Below are 18436 nucleotides of genomic sequence, written 5' to 3'. Positions count from 1 at the left end.
CTCCGGAAATATTGACACTGTCAATATGGGTAATAGGTGGCTTGTAGAGTGTCAATTTAAAATTTACACTGTAAATATATTCACAGGAAAGCTAATGGACGCTGCCCGCAAATATCACCATGGCAACCTCAAAGAAGCCTTTCTTAAGGCCGCCCGTGACCTGCTGGAACGCGACGGTCTTAGCGGATTATCTCTGCGCAAATGCGCCGAAAAAGTGGGCGTCAGCCATGCGGCTCCCAAAAACCATTTTGGCAATATGGCGGGATTGTTAACGGCCATGGTTACAACAGGATATGCAGAGCTCGCGGTTATGATGACGGCAGATGCCAATACAAACGCTGATCGCAAGCGGCGGCGAGATCAGGCGCTTTTGGGCTATGTCGACTTCGCGCAAGCCAATCCTGCGCTTTATGATTTGATGTTCTCGCGGGACCGTTTGGTGCAGGACGATCCTGACCTCCTACAGCAGATCAGAGCCTGTTTTGTGATATTGGCAGATTGTTCGGCTGAGCTTGGATGGCATCACGGATCGCTAGAGGACAAAGCGGGAAAGGGCCAAGTTGCAATATGGAGCCTTGTACATGGCTATGCGCAATTGGTCACGGCCGGGCGTTTCAAGAAAGACAATATGAAAGGCCTGTCAATTCTGGATATCCTGCCAATAACCGAACAGGATGACCAAAACTGAAACCACCGCAAAACATCGCCAATTGCCCCCTCCACAATCTGGTCAGCTGAAGATGACTGCAATTATGGCAAACAAAATCTGCCCCGGGGCGCAGCCTCGATCCCCAGGACACTTACCTGCGCTTGATCCAATCTTTGAAACCAAAATACCGATGCACAGCGGGTAAAAACCAAGGATTGCCATCATAAAAAGGGATCCGCGGCGGGGGTGGGCCCCAAAATGCACTGGGTTGGTTGCCCGTACCCATCGCGGTTTCAGCAATTTTTTTCCCCAGCCAACGCGCCCAAACCGTTCCAGATCCAGCATAGCCGGCCGCATAAAAAATACCGTCATTTTCAAAAAGCGTGGGTATTTGGGCGCGCGTAAACCCTACATTTCCAAGCCAGCAATACGCGATAGAACAGCCTGAAAGCTCTGGAAAAATTTGCGCCAGCTTCTGGTGCAGATACGCCACCGACCGTGCGCTGGGCCTGTGCCTATCAAAACTACGCGACCCTAAAAGAATACGATCGCGCGCAGGCGTGGGCCTGAAATAACTGTATAATTTCGCCGTGTTTCCATACATTCGCAATTTTGGCATCAGGTCTTTCACCGTTTCCGTGCCCAGCGCTTCTGTGACGATAATACAGCTTTGCGCAGGCACAAGACGGCGACGCAGAAATTTACCAAACTGATATTTGGTGCCCGTATAAGCGTTGGTGGCAATAATCACCTTTCCGGCTAAAACGCTTCCCCTATTCGTCACCACAGTTTTCTTGCTTGAAGACGTGCCGATAATGTCTTCAACGCAGGTTTGTGCGTGAATAACCGCCCCCGCAGCTTGCGTAGTTTTCAAAAGGCCTGCAAAAAATTTACCGGGATGAAACCCGCCAATTTCTTCGCGCACCATGCCGCCAAAAAACAGATCCGTTTTAATTTCACTCTGCTGGTAAGACTTTGGCACCATAAACGCCTTATGGCCATCTATTGTGTTCAGCCTATCCGCTTCGCGGCACTGAGTTTCATAATCTTTTGGACTCATCGCGCCGGTAAAGCGACCCGTCATCTGCAGATCGCATTCAATTTGTTCTTCGGCGCAAAATTTGGCAAGATCAAGCCGGGCTTCGATACCTTCGGCATAAACCGCATCGGCATAATCAATTCCGCATTTTGCGCTCAATGCGCTATGTGACAGCCTGATTTGACCACTGCAAATCCCACCATTGCGCGTTGACGCCGCAAAGCCAGGCACACCACTGTCCAGCACGAGCACTGAATGCCCCTGCCGAGAAATCGTTAGGGCAGCAGACAGCCCTGTATAGCCCGCGCCCACAATCACATAATCAGCCTCTAATGGCAGATTTACCTCGCCAGCCGCCTGCGCAAGCCCCTGCTCAATTTCCCACCAAAACGGACTGTATTTCATACTATGCCTCACCGCGCTGAAAACACACCAAAATGACAGGAGGCGAAAGTCAAGCAAAACCGCGGCACCGAAACCATGTGTGAACAGCGCAGCGCAAAATCCCAATGGCAGAGGGCTGCCCGCGATCAATCAAATAAAACCAAAAAAAGTTCTAAATTATGCACACTCCGCGCAAATGAATAAGCTCATTTTTTAGGCATATATCTGCGCAAAAAGAAGCTGATCTGAAAAAATATATCTCAAATTCATATTTATATAGCCAAATGCAGGCATCTACATTTACCTTATTTGGGCAGATCTATTCGGGAGGGAACAATGTTTTTATCAAGAAGAATAAGCACGCCATTCACCGGCAAACGCGAAATCGCAGCCGATCGCCTGCGCAATGCAGCCGGCATTATGATGCGCAATGGCGCTTTGGCAGCTTGGACGCAGCAAGTGTTGGGTGGTTATTATAGCCCCGGAACGCTGCTGTTGCACACCGCCTTTGACTCGATGGAGCACAGCATGACTGTGGGCCAAAATCTGATGAGTGATCCGGCTTGGGCCAAATTGATGCTCGAACGCGAATTATCGCCCTCTGCGGAAGTTGTTGGCCCAGAATTATTTAGACGGATTGCGGGCGAAGATGGCGCGGATGACAATGAAGCATCCATGGTGCGCGAATATGTGTTGCCGCGCGAAAACATCGCCAGCGCGGTTGCGCTGCTGCCCGAAGCTCAAAAAATGCTCAGCGGCCATAGCGTCAACGTGACCATGTGGGCCCCCGTTATCGCTGCAGATATGCAACGGTTTTATATCGTTTATTCAGGGCGCGATATTACGGCGCTTGGAAAGGCGGTGGATGAAGTGGGCGTGTCAAAAGAGTTTCAGGACATGCTTGTCAAAGCCTCGCAACTGGGAACGCTTGACCGCGCTTGGATGATGACAACGCTCAAATAAGCAAAATCGGGCGGCTTAAAGGCGGAGGAAGGTTCATCCAAATCCGGCGGCTGGCATATGGGCAAGCAATCACCCCCTTTTCATATGCGCTGCCTTGAGGCGGAGAGCTGGCTTATTTTAGCGTATCTTCCAGTAGGCGCTGTTTGGCATCCGCGCTCATGGAAACCACGATAGCTTTTGCGATATCGGAGACTGGCGAGACCTTCTTTTTGTCTTTTTCTTCAAAGCTATCTAAGCGCTGAGCCTCTTTTAACGCAGCGGCCAGCTGGGATGTGGTGTTTTGAGACGCAGGGTTCATAAAGCATCCTCCAAACGCTTTGATAGCGCAAAAACGAAAATCTGAGTAGGGAGTTTCAAAGATCTAATCCCTCTTCTGACCCTCATGCCCAAGAACAAGCGCGGGGTGCCGAGACGCCCCACGCTTTTCCATGTTCTATGACCTGTAGCGCGCTTGCAGCTTGGCGCTAGGCACCGCAATTCAATGTAGGTGCCAGAAAACCCCTCATAAAATTTACAAGCTTTGCAACACGCCGCTTTACCAGCAATAAGCCCTCCCTCACTTTGCGCTGATACTCACATTGATTGGAATTTGATCGCCAATACGATAGTTGTTGTAGGTATAACTTTTGCCGCGAATACCGTTCCACTCATAGGTAATGCGGTAGTTTTTTATATGCGACTGCTCAGTATTAACCTGAACGAGATTACATTGCTGCTCTGACCTATACCCCACGATAACCCGCTTTGTCTGCTGGCCCTGATCTGCCGCCATCAGGCCCCCGATCACGGCGCCGGCTGCAGCGCCCCTGTCTTTTCCAGAAACGGTTCCACCCAGAAGACCTCCGATAATCATACCGCCCAAAACATCGCTTGAGCTGGCGCCTCTGGTTTGCGAGGTTCCATAGATTGGCACCTCTATATTCTGACAGCGGCGCTGCGGTTCCGATATTGTTTTTGTCTGGTAATTCGGCTTGATCTTTATAACCGTTGCATAGCTTTCAGCGCTCAAAAACGCCGGACTTAACGTTGCAAGCAGGGCCGCACCCAATATATTTTTCATCATAATCTCCAATCTTGTTTCTGATTGATGACAGAAAACAATAAAAGATCATGTTATCCAAAAACCACCATTTGTTATTGAATAACGCGGCGAATTTGGTCAACTTTAGCAGGCCCTACACGCTAAGGATGTTTGCTATGACCAAAATGATTATCTCAGCTTTGGCTTTTTGGATCTGTATAAGCGGATCCGCAGCGCTTGCATCAGGCGAATGCTATTACCTATATAAAGCGAAAAAAAACCCCCCGCTCCAACTTCATTTGGGGATGATAAAAATTAATGATACCTGTAGCTCAGGGCCGCATAAGGCGCAGCTGTCAAACAGGCTAGCGCAAAACGGTTGGAAATTGATACAGATAGTCAAACAATATCCTAAAATTGATGGAGTGAAGTTCAAAAATGATTTGGGTGAGTTCTTTCTTAAATATTAAGCCGCAAACCCTTATCCTTTGGGTCGCCGCGATTATATTGCTTTTGATAATCAGCGCGTTGGCCCTGATACTATGGTCAGTTCCAGATCCACGCGTTTTCAATGACAATATTGAAAAGGTGTTTTTGGAAAATGATTTTTCAACCCAAACAGAAATCAAACTGCTGGAAGTTTTAGCCTCATCGGGCAGCCTTTTTGAAAGTTCGATCAGCCTCTATTCAAGCATTATCTTCACGCTGGTTATCATCACAATTTCTATGATGGTGATCAGTTTTGGCTCTTTGATGTCAAACATACATCTGCGGCAGCAATTCGTAGCGCTGAAAAACAGCGCGCTGCAGGTCAATGGGATCGAGTTAAGCCGTGCCGAAAATTCGGTGAAAATAAATGGCGATTGGCTGCACTTAACCAAAGGCAGCATGGAAACGTTAAGCGTACTTTTAGAAGCGACATTAGACGGTGATTTTCTATCCGGCTTAGATGTTGAAACTTTGGTTTCGGGAAAAAATGCCGCCAATTGTGAGGATGCCGCTGGCGTGATGCGGATCAAAAGGCTGCGCGATAATATCGGAAATCAGATTGTCGCGCAGCACCTCATTCAAAATATTCCGGGCAAAGGCTACCAGATTAAAGTTTCCAAAAATAATATTGTAATCAACTGACGCGCCGGCTGGCAGATGTTTGACCTGAGACGCCGGTAAATAACGCTCGACTCGCGATTGGATATACCGGTTCATATTAAATGAATTTAAGGTTGATCCATCTCAATCAGCGCAGCTATAAGAACTAAAGATTGTCATCAAAGGTGCGGATCGTAAATTTTTACCGCATCTTTCAAAGCGCGCTTCCAAATGCCAGAGTGATCAAAGGCAGGCCAATGTCATCTCCTGCGCAAATAAACGCATGCGCCGGTTCATCCGGCGCTTGTCTGAACGGATCAGATAGATAAAAAATTCTGGCATACTAAACGCGGGCAAAATCGGAACAAGCGCGCCCGTCTTCAAATTATCTTTCAAGATGAAATCGGGCAAATTGGCGATGCCCTGGCCTTGAAGCGCCACATGCAGCAAAAAATCTCCGCTATTGCTGTTCAACGCTGGCATAAACTCAACCGGATATGTTTTGCGCGTGGCCGTAGAAATCAATGGCCATCTTCCGCGCTTAGCGGCGCCAAAATAAAGTAGCTGATGCTCTTGCAACGCCTGCAGATTATTTGGCTTGCCCCACTTGGCCAAATACGCAGCCGAAGCACAAATATGGTGCCGCATAATTCCAATTTTTTCGGCAACAAGGGCTTGGTTCAATTGGGGTGTGATACGAATGGCAAAATCATAATTATCCCGTTCAAGGTCAACCAGTTGATCGTCAAAATCGACCGTTAATTGAATTTCAGGATATTTCTCTATGAAGCCCATCAAAGCTTCTTTAAGAAAAGAGATCCCGAATTCCCGCGGCAACGATACCGAAAGCGGCCCAGATATAGCCGCATGCGTGCTGCTGAAATCAGTTTCGATTTCTTCAAAATCATGAACCGCTCGCAAAGCCCTCTGGTATAATTCGCGGCCCGTTTCAGTCACGTTCCAGCGCCCCGGTGCACGATCAATCAACTTTGCTGAATAGCGGTCTTCCAAAAGGTGTAATCGCCGGCTGACCGCTGATTTTGCAATATTAAGCCGATCCGCTGCCTTTGAAATGCTATGATTTTCAACAATCACCGTGAACAGACGCAAATCTTCCATTTGCCCCATTGTGTTCTCCTTTTTAGATCATATCGTTCGTTTTTTAATATCTTATTCTTAAAGTAAGAACATGGCAGATTTGGTACAACTTGCCAGTTTATACTGCCATTGATAGAAAAAGGATTGGATAATATTTTGCCCTACAGGTTCTAAAATTTCGAACGAAATCGGCTAACCCACTGAAAAAATTACTTTTATGATTACTGCTGACCCTAGAAAGACAGAAACACCCCAATGACGCACTATTCCCCAAGCGCCGGGTACATGACTGAAACGATACAGCGCGGCTATATCGCTTATGCCATCACGCAAAACACGCTTCCCGCGCAGGCCCATCGTATGCCGCAGATTATTTCTTTGGTTGCCACAGAAGATCGTTCAAAACCGATCCAATTTTGGCAATTATTTTCCGTTATGGGGCAAAAGCGTATTCTGAACATCGTCCATGATTTTTACAGCCGCGTCTATGAAGACGAGGCTTGGTTTCGCGATGTTTTCGCCCGTGTTGGCGACGCAGCCCACCATGTCAGAACCCAATCGGCAATGTGGATTGATGTGATGGGCGGCGGCTTTCATTATCACGGGGCTGAGTTCAGGCTCAACTTTCATCATCAACATAATGCGTTCCAGCTGATGACCAATGAGGGCGCAGCGCGCTGGACAAAACTGATGATTGAAACATTGCAGGCCTGCGATGCTCAGATAAATCATGACCCACGCATTCGCCCGAGTATCAACACATTCTTGCAATATTTTATGTCTAAATATGCGGCTGAATTTGGTTTTCAGACCAGCCATCTCTTTGGCCCGACAAACCCAGCAGTTAGGCGAAAAATAAATTTTATGAATATGACGGATGCGGCAATTGAAGCCTTGTCTGATGCTGATCTGAAAGAGGGGCTGTTGGCGCGGGGGGTCGAATTGAGCAGCAGCCAAGAAAGACAGGCATTGATCAAGAAAGCCCAAAGCCTGTAACGCCGCGCCGCGTGACGGCGTTACCGTATAAAAAGGATCCATAAATGCACATGCAAAATCCGGACCGCTCTGTTGAAGAATCCCAAACCGATGCCGCTGCATGGCGCGCCAAGGGGGAATTTGTGCGCGGTGTCAGCCGGTTCCGAAGCGCGCTGGGCAGTACCGCCTTTCCCGCTGAAGCGCACCGCTATCATCTTTACGTGGCGTTGAATTGCCCCTGGAGCCATCGCGTGACTTTGGCGCGCAGTCTCTTAGGGCTGCAGCATAGCATCACGCTTGACGTAGCTTTTCCAAACCGCACCGATGAGGCTGATCCCGAGGGGCCAAACCACTGGCAATTCGCGCCAGAGCATATTGCTTCAATCAGCCAAGCTACGCTACCAGAGTGTACGCAGGAAACCGCGACCGGGCAAAACTTTCGGCTCCTTAAAAATATCTATGCCAAAGAAGGATCACAAGAGCGCTCAGTGCCCATGCTTTATGACAAGCACAGCCAAAGCATCGTTTCCAATGAGAGCGCCGAGATTGTAAGAATGATGAACCAGAACGTAGCCGCGCTGGGCAGTGGCCTTGCCCATGAAGAGCGCATCGATCTCTACCCTGCTGATCAAGGCTTAAGATCCCAAATTGACGCGCTGAATGGCCGTATTTACGAGGCGATCAATAATGGCGCCTACAAGGCAGGTTTTTCCTCTGACCAATCGGTCTATGAGGCGGCCTTTCATAAATATTTCAACATGCTGGAAGAGTTAAATGCGCTGTTGCAGGATGGCCGAGCCTATCTGACCGGTGAGGCGTTTACCGAAGCTGATTTAAGACTATTCCCAACCTTATATCGCCACGACCCCGTCTATTATCTCCGCATGAAGCTGAATGGTGCGAAAATATTCAATTACCCGCATCTGTGGCGATGGCTCTGCCGCGTCTACGCGCTGCCAGGAGTGGCAGAAAGCGGATCTTTGATGCATTGCCTGCAAGGCTATTTTGGACGGTCATGGAACGGCGTTATCCCGCTTGGCCCCCGCCAGCCAAGGCCCTATCCAGAGGCCTATCGCCATCCGGAACTGGCTGATTGAGCCAAATCTGAGCAGAGCGCAAGATATCGGTGAAACCCACTGCCACACATAGCTGCTTGGGCTTTTCCGGCACCAAAAATCAAGGCCCAACGCGTTGAAGCCAACTTGTTTTTAGCGAACAGCGCGCGATAAATTCGTATCAGCCAGATTGACGCGCGTGGGCCCAATAAGCACCTGCGGCGATAGAATGAGCGTTGCGATAGACGTGCGAGATCCCGTTCCGTAAGATCATCAGGGCTGACCCGCTTTACCTGCCATACTGCCTGTATAAGTAATTTCACAAAGAACCCGAAAACCTTTGGCGCCCGCAGATCAAACTGGGCCTTTTATCACTCGGCTTAAGAGATAAGCATTTGATTATTCTAAATATATAGGGTCTTATCGATCTTGAAGCCGCCGTTTGCAAATGGACCTTAACAGATATGAAACCAACCATCCTTTCCGCGCCGCATCCACGGTCTTTAGAGCTTATTTTTACCGCAAAGCGCCTTGCACAACTGCGCGATAGCTATGAGGTGATCGAGGTTTCTGAAGATGAGATATCAAACCTATCGCCACAAGTGCTCGCGCAGGTCCATTATATCATCGGCCAACCCCCGCTTGACCATCTTTTGCTCGAGCAGCTGAAACAGCTGAAATGCATTTTTAACGTTGAATCAAATTTGATGGATAACATGCCCTATGACACGCTATTTGAGCGCGGCATTCATGTTGTCACCACGGGCGCGGTTTTCGCGCAGCCCGTTGCCGAATTGGCTCTTGGCCTTGCGCTGGACCTCAGCCGACAAATTACCGCCGCGCATCAAGCCTTTGAGAACGGCATCGAAAAATGGGGGCTCGAAGGCAATCGGCTCGCAAAACTGTTGTTCAACGGCAGGATTGGCATGATCGGATTTGGGGATCTGGGCAAGGCTTTGGCGACAATTTTGGCCGGTTTTAAACCACAGATAAAAATATACGATCCTTGGCTTCCCAACTCTTTCTTATCGGGGATCGGCGCGCCCAGCTCTTTAGAAGATATATTCGACAGCTCAGATATGATCTTTGTGTTGGCCGCGGTCACGACTGAGAACCAACATTTTATAACTGCCGACCTTATCGCGCGCATGCCCCAAGGCAGCAGTTTGGTTTTGCTCAGCCGCGCCGAAGTGATTGATTTCCCTGCGCTGATCAACGCGGTTGAAAAGGGTCATATCACCGCCGCAAGCGATGTATGGCCGCTTGAACCGATGCCAGCAGATCATCCGGTGCGTCAGCTTCCGGGGTTTTTGAAATCTGCGCATCGCGCCGGCGCCTTACAGCAATGTTTTGAAGATATGGGGGAAATGGTCTGGGAAGACTTGCAGCTCTTAGATCGCGGCCTTCCGCCGCTGGTGTGCAAACGCGCGCAAAGGGAAACCGCAAGCAAAATGCAAAGCAAGCCGGTTTCGGAAAATTAATCTGATCGGGCCAAGGACCCCCTATAGGTTAAAGGCGCAGCTCGGCTTCAGAAGCGTTTCCTACCATTATATCGGCAGATACGGAATTGCCTAAAACCAATCGTGCATTTGGCAGGTCATTGGCCGTTACCTTTTCAAGCGCCGCTTCTTTTGACAGGTTTCCCCATCGCGCCAGCAGGCGTTGTTTAAGAATATCCATAGGCACGTCAAGCATCGCAGTAAGATCAAAACAGAGGCGTAAATCTTGCCAACCAGGCTGATCCAACAGCAGATAATTGCCTTCAACCAAAATGATTTCAGTTTTGCGTGAAATAATCCGCGCTGAGGCAAGCGAGAGATCCAAATCGCGGTCAAAAAGCGGTACCGCGATATCGCTGCCAGCCGCTTTCACACGGCTCAGAAGATTGGTTAACCCCTCTATGTTGAAACTGGCGGGGGCGCCTTTGCGCGCCTGCAACCCCAATGCGCTGAGCACCGCGTTATCGTAATGCCAGCCATCCATCGGGATGATTTGACACTGCGCAGCGCGCTCTTGGTTGAACCGCGCGCAAAGCGCATCGGCAAAGGTTGACTTGCCAGACCCTGGTGGCCCAGAAATGGCGATAATCCTGCGGTCTGCCGGGGTTAAGTTGTCAAGCTTGCGCCTGAACAAGGTAAAGGTTTCGTCACTCAGCAACATCACCCAAGTCTTTTGGCTTCATCGCTCCGGTCATCATCGCCACAGCCTCTGACATTTCATATTTTTTGGGATCAATAACGCAGAGTCGTTTGCCCAATCGGTGGATATGAATGCGATCAGCCACTTCAAACACATGCGGCATATTATGCGAAATCAAAACAATCGAAATGCCGCGTTCGCGCACATCCTTGATCAAATCAAGCACCCGACGGGATTCTTTGACTCCGAGCGCCGCAGTAGGCTCATCCATGATGATCACCCGCGACCCAAAGGCGGTGGCGCGCGCCACTGCGATGCCCTGGCGCTGCCCGCCCGACAGAGTTTCAACCGTCTGACCAATATTTTGGATCGTCAACAGGCCTAAATCCGCAAGCATTTGTTTGGATTGCCGTTCCATTTCGGCGTGATCAAGCTTGTAAAAAAGCTTGCCCATCAGACCTTTTGTGCGAATTTCACGACCAAGAAACATGTTATCTGAAATTGACAATGCAGGCGATAAGGCCAGGTTTTGATAGACCGTTTCAATGCCCGCAGAACGCGCCTCAAGCGGGTTGCTGAAATGTATCTTTTTGGTTTCAAAATGGATGTCACCCGTATCCAGTTGAATAGCGCCAGACAAAGCTTTGATCAGCGTGGATTTGCCCGCGCCATTATCCCCGATCACGCCCAAAACCTCACCCGGATATAAATCAAAGTCGCAATGATCCAACGCAACCACCCGACCATACCGCTTTACAGCGTTGCGCGCGTATAAAATTGGTTCCATCAGACCGCCACCTTTCTGATCCATTGATCAAGCGCAACGGCTACGATGATCAGCAATCCGATCAACAAATAGGTCCATTGCGGATCCGTACCAATCATTCTGAGCCCCAAAGAGAATACACCAACGATCAACGCGCCGCACAGCGCGCCTAAGATCGAGCCTCTGCCCCCGAATAATGAAATTCCTCCGATCACAACCGCGGTGATCGCCTCAATATTCGCGAACTGACCCGATGTAGGAGAGACAGAACCGATCCGCCCCACCAAGACCCACCCGGCCGTGGCGCAAATAAACCCCGACAGCATATAGACAGAGATCAAAACCCGTTTGGTTCGAACACCTGACAATTCCGCAGCATCCGGATCATCTCCCACAGCATAAACATGCCGCCCCCAAGCCGTATGGCGCAGCACATAGGCCAAAATGATCGCCAGCACGATCATCAAAATCACGCCATAGGTAAATACCGCGCCATAAATTTTAAACTTGTTGCCCATGAATTGGAAAATCGGCGCGCGTTCGGCAATATCAGCGCCGCGGATCGTTTCATTGGCAGAATAAATGAAATTCGACGCTAGAAAAATCTGCCATGTGCCCAAGGTTACGATAAAGGGAGGCAAACGCATGATTGCCACCAACACGCCGTTGATCGCCCCCATTAACGTGCCCGCCGCCAAGCCACAAATCAGAGAGATTTCCGGCGGTAACCCGTAGCGAAACGTAAATTGCCCCATGATCACCGATGAAAACACCATGATCGCGCCAACAGAAAGATCAATACCAGCGGTCAAAATCACCAAAGATTGGGCAAGCGCAACGATGCCAACAATCGCAACCTGTTGTAAAATCAATGTCAGCGCGAAAGGGGAAAAGAACTTACCACCAAGCAGTAACCCAAAGATTGCCAAAGAACAAAGCAAAACCACCAATGGAACCGCAGCCGGCGTTTGCCTCAGCCATAAGCGAACCCTATCAGACAACGTTTCTTCTTCGATAAACGCCGAAACTTCCTCTGCAGTGGGATCTAGCCCAAGGCCTTTTTCTTCGCTGATTGACACCGCTTTGCCCCCGAATTGCCATTTTGGTTATGGCATAATTTTATTAAGCCATGGACGATGCACGCACCGCCCATGGCAAAGTTTACAAAGATATCGCTAAAGATCCAGCTTTGATGTTTCTAGCGATCTTATCCCCAGCACAGATCTGTGCCCTTAGCGGTGTCGATCGAATCAACACCGGCAGCAGGCTTATCAGTCACCAAAGATACCCCAGTATCAAAAAAGTTCTTACCCGGAGTTGGAGAGGGCTTGGATCCATCATCGGCCCATTGTTTAATCGCTTCAACACCCAAAGAGGCCATCAACAATGGATATTGCTGCGAGGTGGCGCCGATGACACCGGCTTTAACATCCGCAATACCGGGGCAACCGCCATCGACAGACACGATCAAAACATCGTTTTCACGGCCAATCGCCTTCAGCGCCTCATAGGCACCGGATGCGGCTGGTTCATTAATCGTATAGACAACATTGATCATCGGATCTTTTGCCAACAGGTTTTCCATGGCTTTGCGGCCACCTTCTTCATTGCCGGCTGTTACATCATTGCCCACGATCCGGCTATCAGTTTCATCCCCCCATTTATTGGGGTCACCCAAATCGATTCCGAAACCTTGCAGGAAGCCTTGATCGCGCAAAACGCCAACAGAAGGCTGGCTCACAGCCAAGTCTAACATGCCGATTTTAGCATTTGCCGCATCAGCGCCTAAAGCCGCAGCAGCCCATTTGCCGATCAATTCACCAGCTAGGAAGTTATCTGTTGCAAAAGTTGCATCCGCTGCATCCATCGGCTCAAGCGGTGTGTCCAAGGCAATGACCAGCAAACCGGCATCGCGCGCCTGCGCCACAGGGCCCACGATGGCTTTGGTGTCAGAGGCTGTGATCAAAATACCTTTTGCGCCATCAGCAATACAGGTTTCAATCGCCGCCACTTGGCTTTGATGATCCCCATCGATTTTACCAGCATAGGATTTTAAAGTAATGCCAAGCTCTTCGGCTTTTGCAGTGGCCCCTTCTTTCATTTTCACAAAAAACGGGTTCGTATCCGTTTTGGTGATCAGGCAAGCCGAGATGCCATGCCCGCCTGCAAAGGCGACGCTAGAGGCCAAGGTTAATGCCGAGGCGGCGCACGCGGTTTTAAGCGCTTTGTTCAATGTGTGTTTCATACTTTTCTCCCAAAAATATTATCAGACCCCATGGATCACCCCATATGAACGATTCACTCCATAAGACCGACAGATCAGACCTTCCAATCTGACATAAAAGGACAATGATTCTGACGGACTGTCAATAATTAAATCACTCTTATTTAAGTTTAAAAATTGCAGTTTGAGAAACAAAGCTGTAAGAATAATATATAGAAACAAAGGGATTGGTTGCTTAAGGAAAATGAAAACGGCCGATTTAACATCGACTTATAGCGGCAATAACCACTATGCCCGCGGATCGAATCAAACCAAAGTGCGCGCTTATAATGAGCGGCTTGTGCTGACATTGATCCGACAAAACGGCCCGATGGCGAAAGCCGAGATCGCCCGCGCTACGGGTTTATCTGCACAAACCGTTTCGGTGATCACCCGCGCGCTTGAAGCTGATAAATTATTACAAAAAGAAACACCGATTCGAGGCAAAATTGGCCAGCCCTCTGTGCCAATGTCACTGAATAAAGAAGGCGCATTTTTTCTGGGGCTCAAAGTCGGGCGGCGCAGTTTGGATTTGGTTATCACTGATTTTACCGGCGCGATCCGCGCGCGGATCAACAAGCGGCACAGTTACCCCTCACCCGCTGCTGTGATCAAATTCACGCATATGGCAATCGAAAGGTTACTTAACACCCTAAACAATGAAGAGCGCGATCGCGTCGCGGGGCTTGGCATTGCCATTCCATTTCGCCTCTGGGAATGGGCGAAAGCATTGGGCCTTGACCCCAAAGATATGGAAGATTGGAAAACCGAAGATATTACCGAAAAAATTTCACAGAAATGGGATTTTCCAATCTATCTTCAAAACGATGCCTCCGCAGCCTGCGGCGCAGAGCTAGTTTTTGGCGCTCAAGACCGCCCGCGTGATTTTTTATATTTTTTCATCGGCTTTTTCATTGGCGGCGGTCTGGTTTTGGACGATTCGCTTTATACAGGCAAAACTGGAAATGCCGCTGCAATGGGCCCGTTGCCGATCCGCAAAAGCAATGGCACAACAATCTCGTTGATGGATCTTGCCTCGCTTGTGCGCTTGGAGCAGGCCGTAATTGAAGCGGGCGGCACCGCAGAAACAATTTGGGAAAACACCCAGAATTGGGCTATTGATCCGGCGCTGGTCGACACATGGATCACTGCAACCGTATCGGCATTGGTTGAAGGGATTATCGCCGCCTCTTGTATCATAGATTTCGAGTGCGTGATGGTCGAAGGGTGGTTACCAGAGGATATTCGCGCGCGGATCGTGGCTGGCGTCAATGCAAAGCTCAAAGGCGTTATTGCACCCGGGATCGATCTGCCAGTGGCCCGAGCAGGCACCATTGGCAGCGATGCAAGAGCCCTTGGTGGCGCCAGTTTGCCGCTGTCGGATCGCTTTCTTATAGACCGCCATGGTTTTGTGAATCGCTGATATTACTGCTCTGAAAGCACCTGAGGCAAAGCAAACGCTTCTATGAGAGTTTTTGCAGCACATGACGTAAGGCACAACCCAAACGGCGGGAAAGTATGCAGCAGCGCGTAACCAGTTTCAGAGGCGGGCGGTGCTTATCTTCTGATGAATTCTAACCGATCTTTGGTAAAACCACCCAAGTAATAGAAACGCGGGCTTTCAAGCGCCGCGCTTTGCATTATTGCTCAAGAAATCACGCAGTAAACTGTTGAACAAGTCGGGCTTTTCCAAATGCACAGCATGCGCACATCCGGGCACCACGGCCAGCTCTGCCTGCGATATCGAGCTCCAAAGCAAATGCGTTTGCTGCCAAGAATAGGTGCGATCCTGATCGCCCCAGAGAACCAAAGTGCGCAGATCAATCTCTTGTAAAAATGCCGCGCCCGTCCAAGCTTCCATCGCCGTCAGGCCCGCCTGAATCGCCGCGAGCGAGCTTTTTTCCGCGATCTGCGCGCAGGCTTCATAGCCCTCAGCTGCGGTGCGCTGCAAAAACCACATGGCAGAAATGCGGCGGGCGGTGGCGGTGGCGCCCTCTTGCGCGGCGCGTGCCTTACTGGTGGAAATGGTTTCAAAGCGCCCCGGTAAAATGCCCACACTGCCGGTGCTATACAGCACAAGGCTTTCAATCCGCTGGGCGTCGCGGCGCAGCATTTCCTGCACCACCATCCCCCCCATCGAATGCCCCAAAAGATGATATCGGGACAGATTTAACCGATGCAGCTCGGCGATGGCCCAATCGGCAAACCCCTCAATACGATCCAAAACAGGCAAATGCGCATTCTCGCCAAAACCAGGAAGATCCAGCGCAATAACCTCATAATCTTGCGACAAGGCCGCTTTTTGCCCGGCCCATTGCGCGCCCCCACCCATAAAGCCATGGACCAGAACCAGTGGGGTCACTTGCGCTGCCCTTGCACGATACGGTCTAAAATCATAGCGCAAAATAAAATCGCAAACCCTGCCAAAATACCTTGGCCCACATTGGCATATTGCAAGGCTTCAAGCACGTCTTCGCCCAAACCTTTTGCACCAATCAGCGAAGCCACCACCACCATCGCCAGAGAAAGCATGATCGTTTGATTAATTCCTGCGCGTATCGACGGGCTGGCAAGCGGTAAATCCACGCGCGTGAGTAAATACCATTTATTCGCACCAAAAGAAATCGCCGCTTCGCGCACGCTATCGGGCACGCCGCGCAACCCCAAAACGGTCAGGCGCACGACCGGCGTCCCCCCAAAAATCATCGTCGTGACAACGGCGGCAGGTTTGCCAGTGCCAAAAAAGGCAATAACGGGAATCATAAACACGAAGGCTGGCATCGTTTGCATGAAATCCATAATCGGTTGGATAAAGGCATAAAAACGGCGACGGCGGGCGCAAAACATCCCCAGAGGAATGCCAATTGCAATCGACAAACAGGCCGCCGTTCCCAATAAGGCCAAGGTTGTCATGGCTTTTTCCCAAAACCCCAACAGCCCCATGTAAGATAGGAAGGCCCCCGACCAAACGGCCGTGCGGATGCCCGCTGTCAACCATGTGAGAACAACGATGATTGCGGCAATCACGATCCAAGGGGTTTTCACGAAAATCAGCTCAAGCGCATCCAAGATCAACCGAATGCCATAGGTGATGAAATCAAAGACAACATCACCGTTGGCTACGCAAAAGGCAAAGAATGCTTCAACCCCCGCAATGCTCGAAAGCCGGTATTCTGGATCGGTTGGAAAATCGCTTAAAAACCCAAACCTGCCGGGAAAACTGTAATGCAGCATCGCCGCGGTGACGATCGCAACCACAAAAGCCGCGCTGAATAGAATTTGCGACACAGGCAGGCCAGAGCGCATGCTGCGATCTGAGACCCAATCGGAAAACCGCGCCTCTAACGCCCAATTGGCGACGGTTAATTGCACAGCCTTTGTTACCAATAACAATCCAAGCCCCAGCAAGGCAATCGTCACCCCTTGCTCAGACAGGGCCACGGCCTCAGCGCGAATATCGCCAATCGCAGCTTCAAGGGAATCCACTGTCCTTTGATAAACCGCCACTTTTTCCGAGCCTGCCTCAATGGCCGCGGCCAACTGCTTGCGGCGCAGTTCCAGCGTGCCCTCGATCGAGGCGATGCGCACAAACGCATCCGCCGCAAGATCGCCAAAAAGACCCCGCGCGATTTGCACAAAAGCCAGCGTTTCCAAAATGAGAAACGGCAGCGCCCAAGACCATAGCCCCCGCGCACCAAACCATATCGGGCCAAAAAGACCCGCCATAAGATTGGCCGTGGGCGTGAAATTTGCATTCTCGCCAATCCTATCAAATTGCGCGATGTAATAATCAGGATGCGTGCGCACGAAGGTTCGAATATCCTCTCGGCGCTCGGCTGCAAAGGCCAGCGCAGCGTCTGATTGCGGTTGATCAAGGGGGTTTTGCACGGGTTCACTCATGACATTTCGGTTCCTTCAACAACGGTGCGCAAGAGATCGGTACGAGAAATCACACCCACTGCCTGTTCATCAGACTCCACAATGATCGGGCTGTCATTATCGATCGCAAGCGTGATCAACGTGCTTAACGTTTCGTCCATTTGCACGCGCGGAGCCTGCGCATCCAAGGGCCCATTGCTTTGCACATAAGCCTCGATAGGCTGCATCACCGCATGCGCATGTACCACTTTAAGCCTCGAAATCCCTGCGACAAAATCGGCGACATATTCATCAACAGGATTCATCACAATCTCTTCTGCGGTGCCCGTTTGGATCAAGCGGCCATCGCGCATGATCGCGATGCGATCGCCGATCCGCACGGCTTCATCCAAATCATGCGTGATAAACACAGTGGTCTTTTTTAAGGTTTTTGACAGGCGTATAAACTCATCTTGCAATTGGCGACGGATAAGCGGATCTAAGGCGCTGAACGGTTCATCCATCAACAGCACATCAGGATTCGCTGCAAGCGCGCGCGCAAGGCCAACGCGCTGCTGCATACCGCCTGACAATTCATGCGCGTATTTTGAGCCCCAGGCCCCCAATTCAACAATATCTAAAATTGCAGCCGCCTGACGCATGCGATCATTCTTGCTGATATTTCGAATTTCCAGCGGCATCGCCACATTATCCAGCACCGACCGATGCGGCATCAGGGCAAAATTTTGAAACACCATACCGATCTTTTGGTTTCGAAACCGTTGCAGCTCATTCACGCCAAGGCCCATCACATCCGTGCCTTCGATCAGAATTTGGCCATCAGTGGGCTCTAACAGCCTGTTGAAATGGCGTACCAGCGTTGATTTTCCGCTGCCCGATAGACCCATAATACAAAATATTTCGCCGCGATTTACCGAAAGGTTCACATCTGCAACCCCAACAACCGCGTTATACTTTGCCAGAACCTGCGCTTTACTGAGGCCTTTATCGCGTATCGCGCGCAGCGCATCTTGCGGCCGCTCTCCAAAAATTTTCCAGACATTGGAGATTTCAATGACCGTATCCATGCTCATCCTACGACATCGTTTCAAAAATAGGGCGCAGGGCCCGTTTAAA

Annotated in this window: 18 protein-coding genes; 7 read left to right on the top strand and 11 right to left on the bottom strand. The window is 50.2% G+C overall.

The window, feature by feature from the left end:
- Positions 1-25 precede the first annotated feature (25 nt).
- The gene (locus GN241_01485) at positions 26-688 is read left to right on the top strand and encodes a TetR family transcriptional regulator (protein ID XAT56150.1); all 663 of its coding nucleotides are present in this window, start codon (positions 26-28) and stop codon (positions 686-688) included.
- Between the two features lie 112 nt (positions 689-800).
- On the opposite strand, the gene GN241_01480 is transcribed toward GN241_01485, so the two are convergent.
- The gene (locus GN241_01480; GenBank protein ID XAT56149.1) at positions 801-2093 is read right to left on the bottom strand and encodes an FAD-dependent oxidoreductase; all 1293 of its coding nucleotides are present in this window, start codon (positions 2091-2093) and stop codon (positions 801-803) included.
- Positions 2094-2408: 315 nt separating this feature from the next.
- Here GN241_01480 and GN241_01475 point away from each other — a divergent pair, with 315 nt between their 5' ends.
- The gene (locus tag GN241_01475; protein ID XAT56148.1) at positions 2409-3035 is read left to right on the top strand and encodes a hypothetical protein; all 627 of its coding nucleotides are present in this window, start codon (positions 2409-2411) and stop codon (positions 3033-3035) included.
- Between the two features lie 112 nt (positions 3036-3147).
- Here GN241_01475 and GN241_01470 read toward each other — a convergent pair whose 3' ends face one another.
- Together GN241_01470 and GN241_01465 are read right to left on the bottom strand one after the other, a co-directional pair.
- Complete coding sequence (locus tag GN241_01470; protein XAT56147.1) at positions 3148-3333, bottom strand: hypothetical protein; 186 nt, start codon at positions 3331-3333, stop codon at positions 3148-3150.
- Positions 3334-3591: 258 nt separating this feature from the next.
- Positions 3592-4095, bottom strand: a complete 504-nt coding sequence (locus GN241_01465; protein ID XAT56146.1) for a hypothetical protein — start codon at positions 4093-4095, stop codon at positions 3592-3594.
- A gap of 408 nt (positions 4096-4503) precedes the next feature.
- On the opposite strand from GN241_01465, the gene GN241_01460 reads away from it, so the two are divergent.
- Positions 4504-5187, top strand: coding sequence for a hypothetical protein (locus GN241_01460; protein ID XAT56145.1), 684 nt, complete (start codon positions 4504-4506; stop codon positions 5185-5187).
- Positions 5188-5388: 201 nt separating this feature from the next.
- Here the strand turns inward: GN241_01460 and GN241_01455 are convergent, their stop codons facing one another.
- Positions 5389-6273, bottom strand: a complete 885-nt coding sequence (locus GN241_01455; GenBank protein XAT56144.1) for a LysR family transcriptional regulator — start codon at positions 6271-6273, stop codon at positions 5389-5391.
- A gap of 225 nt (positions 6274-6498) precedes the next feature.
- Between GN241_01455 and GN241_01450 the strand changes: the two genes are divergently transcribed.
- From GN241_01450 to GN241_01440, 3 genes are all read left to right on the top strand, one after another.
- Positions 6499-7239 carry a hypothetical protein gene (locus GN241_01450; GenBank protein XAT56143.1) on the top strand — a complete coding sequence of 247 codons (741 nt, stop codon included), beginning with the start codon at positions 6499-6501 and terminating at the stop codon, positions 7237-7239.
- A gap of 44 nt (positions 7240-7283) precedes the next feature.
- Entirely contained in the window at positions 7284-8315 is a 1032-nt protein-coding gene (locus GN241_01445; protein ID XAT56142.1) for a glutathione S-transferase, read from the top strand.
- A gap of 422 nt (positions 8316-8737) precedes the next feature.
- A complete protein-coding gene (locus GN241_01440; protein XAT56141.1) occupies positions 8738-9754 on the top strand; it encodes a hydroxyacid dehydrogenase in 1017 nt (338 codons plus the stop codon).
- 28 nt (positions 9755-9782) lie between these two features.
- Here the strand turns inward: GN241_01440 and GN241_01435 are convergent, their stop codons facing one another.
- The 4 genes from GN241_01435 to GN241_01420 form a co-directional block, all read right to left on the bottom strand.
- Positions 9783-10433: a nucleoside/nucleotide kinase family protein gene (locus tag GN241_01435; GenBank protein ID XAT56140.1), complete on the bottom strand. Its 651-nt coding sequence runs from the start codon at positions 10431-10433 to the stop codon at positions 9783-9785.
- Positions 10420-11202, bottom strand: a complete 783-nt coding sequence (locus GN241_01430) for an ATP-binding cassette domain-containing protein (GenBank protein ID XAT59138.1) — start codon at positions 11200-11202, stop codon at positions 10420-10422. The genes GN241_01435 and GN241_01430 overlap by 14 nt, the downstream gene beginning before the upstream one ends.
- Positions 11199-12257, bottom strand: a complete 1059-nt coding sequence (locus GN241_01425; GenBank protein ID XAT56139.1) for an ABC transporter permease — start codon at positions 12255-12257, stop codon at positions 11199-11201. The genes GN241_01430 and GN241_01425 overlap by 4 nt, the downstream gene beginning before the upstream one ends.
- Before the next feature lie 128 nt (positions 12258-12385).
- Positions 12386-13423 carry a substrate-binding domain-containing protein gene (locus GN241_01420; protein ID XAT56138.1) on the bottom strand — a complete coding sequence of 346 codons (1038 nt, stop codon included), beginning with the start codon at positions 13421-13423 and terminating at the stop codon, positions 12386-12388.
- A 223-nt stretch (positions 13424-13646) separates the two neighbouring features.
- On the opposite strand from GN241_01420, the gene GN241_01415 reads away from it, so the two are divergent.
- Positions 13647-14864, top strand: a complete 1218-nt coding sequence (locus GN241_01415; GenBank protein ID XAT56137.1) for an ROK family protein — start codon at positions 13647-13649, stop codon at positions 14862-14864.
- Between the two features lie 198 nt (positions 14865-15062).
- Here the strand turns inward: GN241_01415 and GN241_01410 are convergent, their stop codons facing one another.
- Genes GN241_01410 through GN241_01400 form a run of 3 tightly spaced genes read right to left on the bottom strand, consistent with a single transcriptional unit; the run spans position 15063 to position 18393 of the window.
- Complete coding sequence (locus tag GN241_01410; GenBank protein XAT56136.1) at positions 15063-15803, bottom strand: alpha/beta fold hydrolase; 741 nt, start codon at positions 15801-15803, stop codon at positions 15063-15065.
- Complete coding sequence (locus GN241_01405; protein ID XAT56135.1) at positions 15800-17341, bottom strand: ABC transporter permease subunit; 1542 nt, start codon at positions 17339-17341, stop codon at positions 15800-15802. Before GN241_01405 ends, GN241_01410 begins: the two co-directional genes overlap by 4 nt.
- Entirely contained in the window at positions 17338-18393 is a 1056-nt protein-coding gene (locus tag GN241_01400; protein ID XAT56134.1) for a betaine/proline/choline family ABC transporter ATP-binding protein, read from the bottom strand. The genes GN241_01405 and GN241_01400 overlap by 4 nt, the downstream gene beginning before the upstream one ends.
- Positions 18394-18436 lie beyond the last annotated feature (43 nt).

This window comes from Rhodobacteraceae bacterium IMCC1335 (assembly GCA_039640495.1).
GTDB lineage: Bacteria > Pseudomonadota > Alphaproteobacteria > Rhodobacterales > Rhodobacteraceae > Thalassovivens.
The sequence above is the reverse complement of the archived record's forward strand: the minus strand, read 5'-3'. Positions and strand labels throughout refer to the sequence as shown.

Bases quoted from the DNA above. Each gene is read 5' to 3' on its own strand.
- GN241_01485 (XAT56150.1), top strand. From the start codon at position 26: ATGGGTAATAGGTGGCTTGTAGAGTGTCAATTTAAAATTTACACTGTA.
- GN241_01480 (XAT56149.1), bottom strand. From the start codon at position 2,093: ATGAAATACAGTCCGTTTTGGTGGGAAATTGAGCAGGGGCTTGCGCAG.
- GN241_01475 (XAT56148.1), top strand. From the start codon at position 2,409: ATGTTTTTATCAAGAAGAATAAGCACGCCATTCACCGGCAAACGCGAA.
- GN241_01470 (XAT56147.1), bottom strand. From the start codon at position 3,333: ATGAACCCTGCGTCTCAAAACACCACATCCCAGCTGGCCGCTGCGTTA.
- GN241_01465 (XAT56146.1), bottom strand. From the start codon at position 4,095: ATGAAAAATATATTGGGTGCGGCCCTGCTTGCAACGTTAAGTCCGGCG.
- GN241_01455 (XAT56144.1), bottom strand. From the start codon at position 6,273: ATGGGGCAAATGGAAGATTTGCGTCTGTTCACGGTGATTGTTGAAAAT.
- GN241_01450 (XAT56143.1), top strand. From the start codon at position 6,499: ATGACGCACTATTCCCCAAGCGCCGGGTACATGACTGAAACGATACAG.
- GN241_01445 (XAT56142.1), top strand. From the start codon at position 7,284: ATGCACATGCAAAATCCGGACCGCTCTGTTGAAGAATCCCAAACCGAT.
- GN241_01440 (XAT56141.1), top strand. From the start codon at position 8,738: ATGAAACCAACCATCCTTTCCGCGCCGCATCCACGGTCTTTAGAGCTT.
- GN241_01435 (XAT56140.1), bottom strand. From the start codon at position 10,433: ATGTTGCTGAGTGACGAAACCTTTACCTTGTTCAGGCGCAAGCTTGAC.
- GN241_01420 (XAT56138.1), bottom strand. From the start codon at position 13,423: ATGAAACACACATTGAACAAAGCGCTTAAAACCGCGTGCGCCGCCTCG.
- GN241_01415 (XAT56137.1), top strand. From the start codon at position 13,647: ATGAAAACGGCCGATTTAACATCGACTTATAGCGGCAATAACCACTAT.
- GN241_01405 (XAT56135.1), bottom strand. From the start codon at position 17,341: ATGAGTGAACCCGTGCAAAACCCCCTTGATCAACCGCAATCAGACGCT.
- GN241_01400 (XAT56134.1), bottom strand. From the start codon at position 18,393: ATGAGCATGGATACGGTCATTGAAATCTCCAATGTCTGGAAAATTTTT.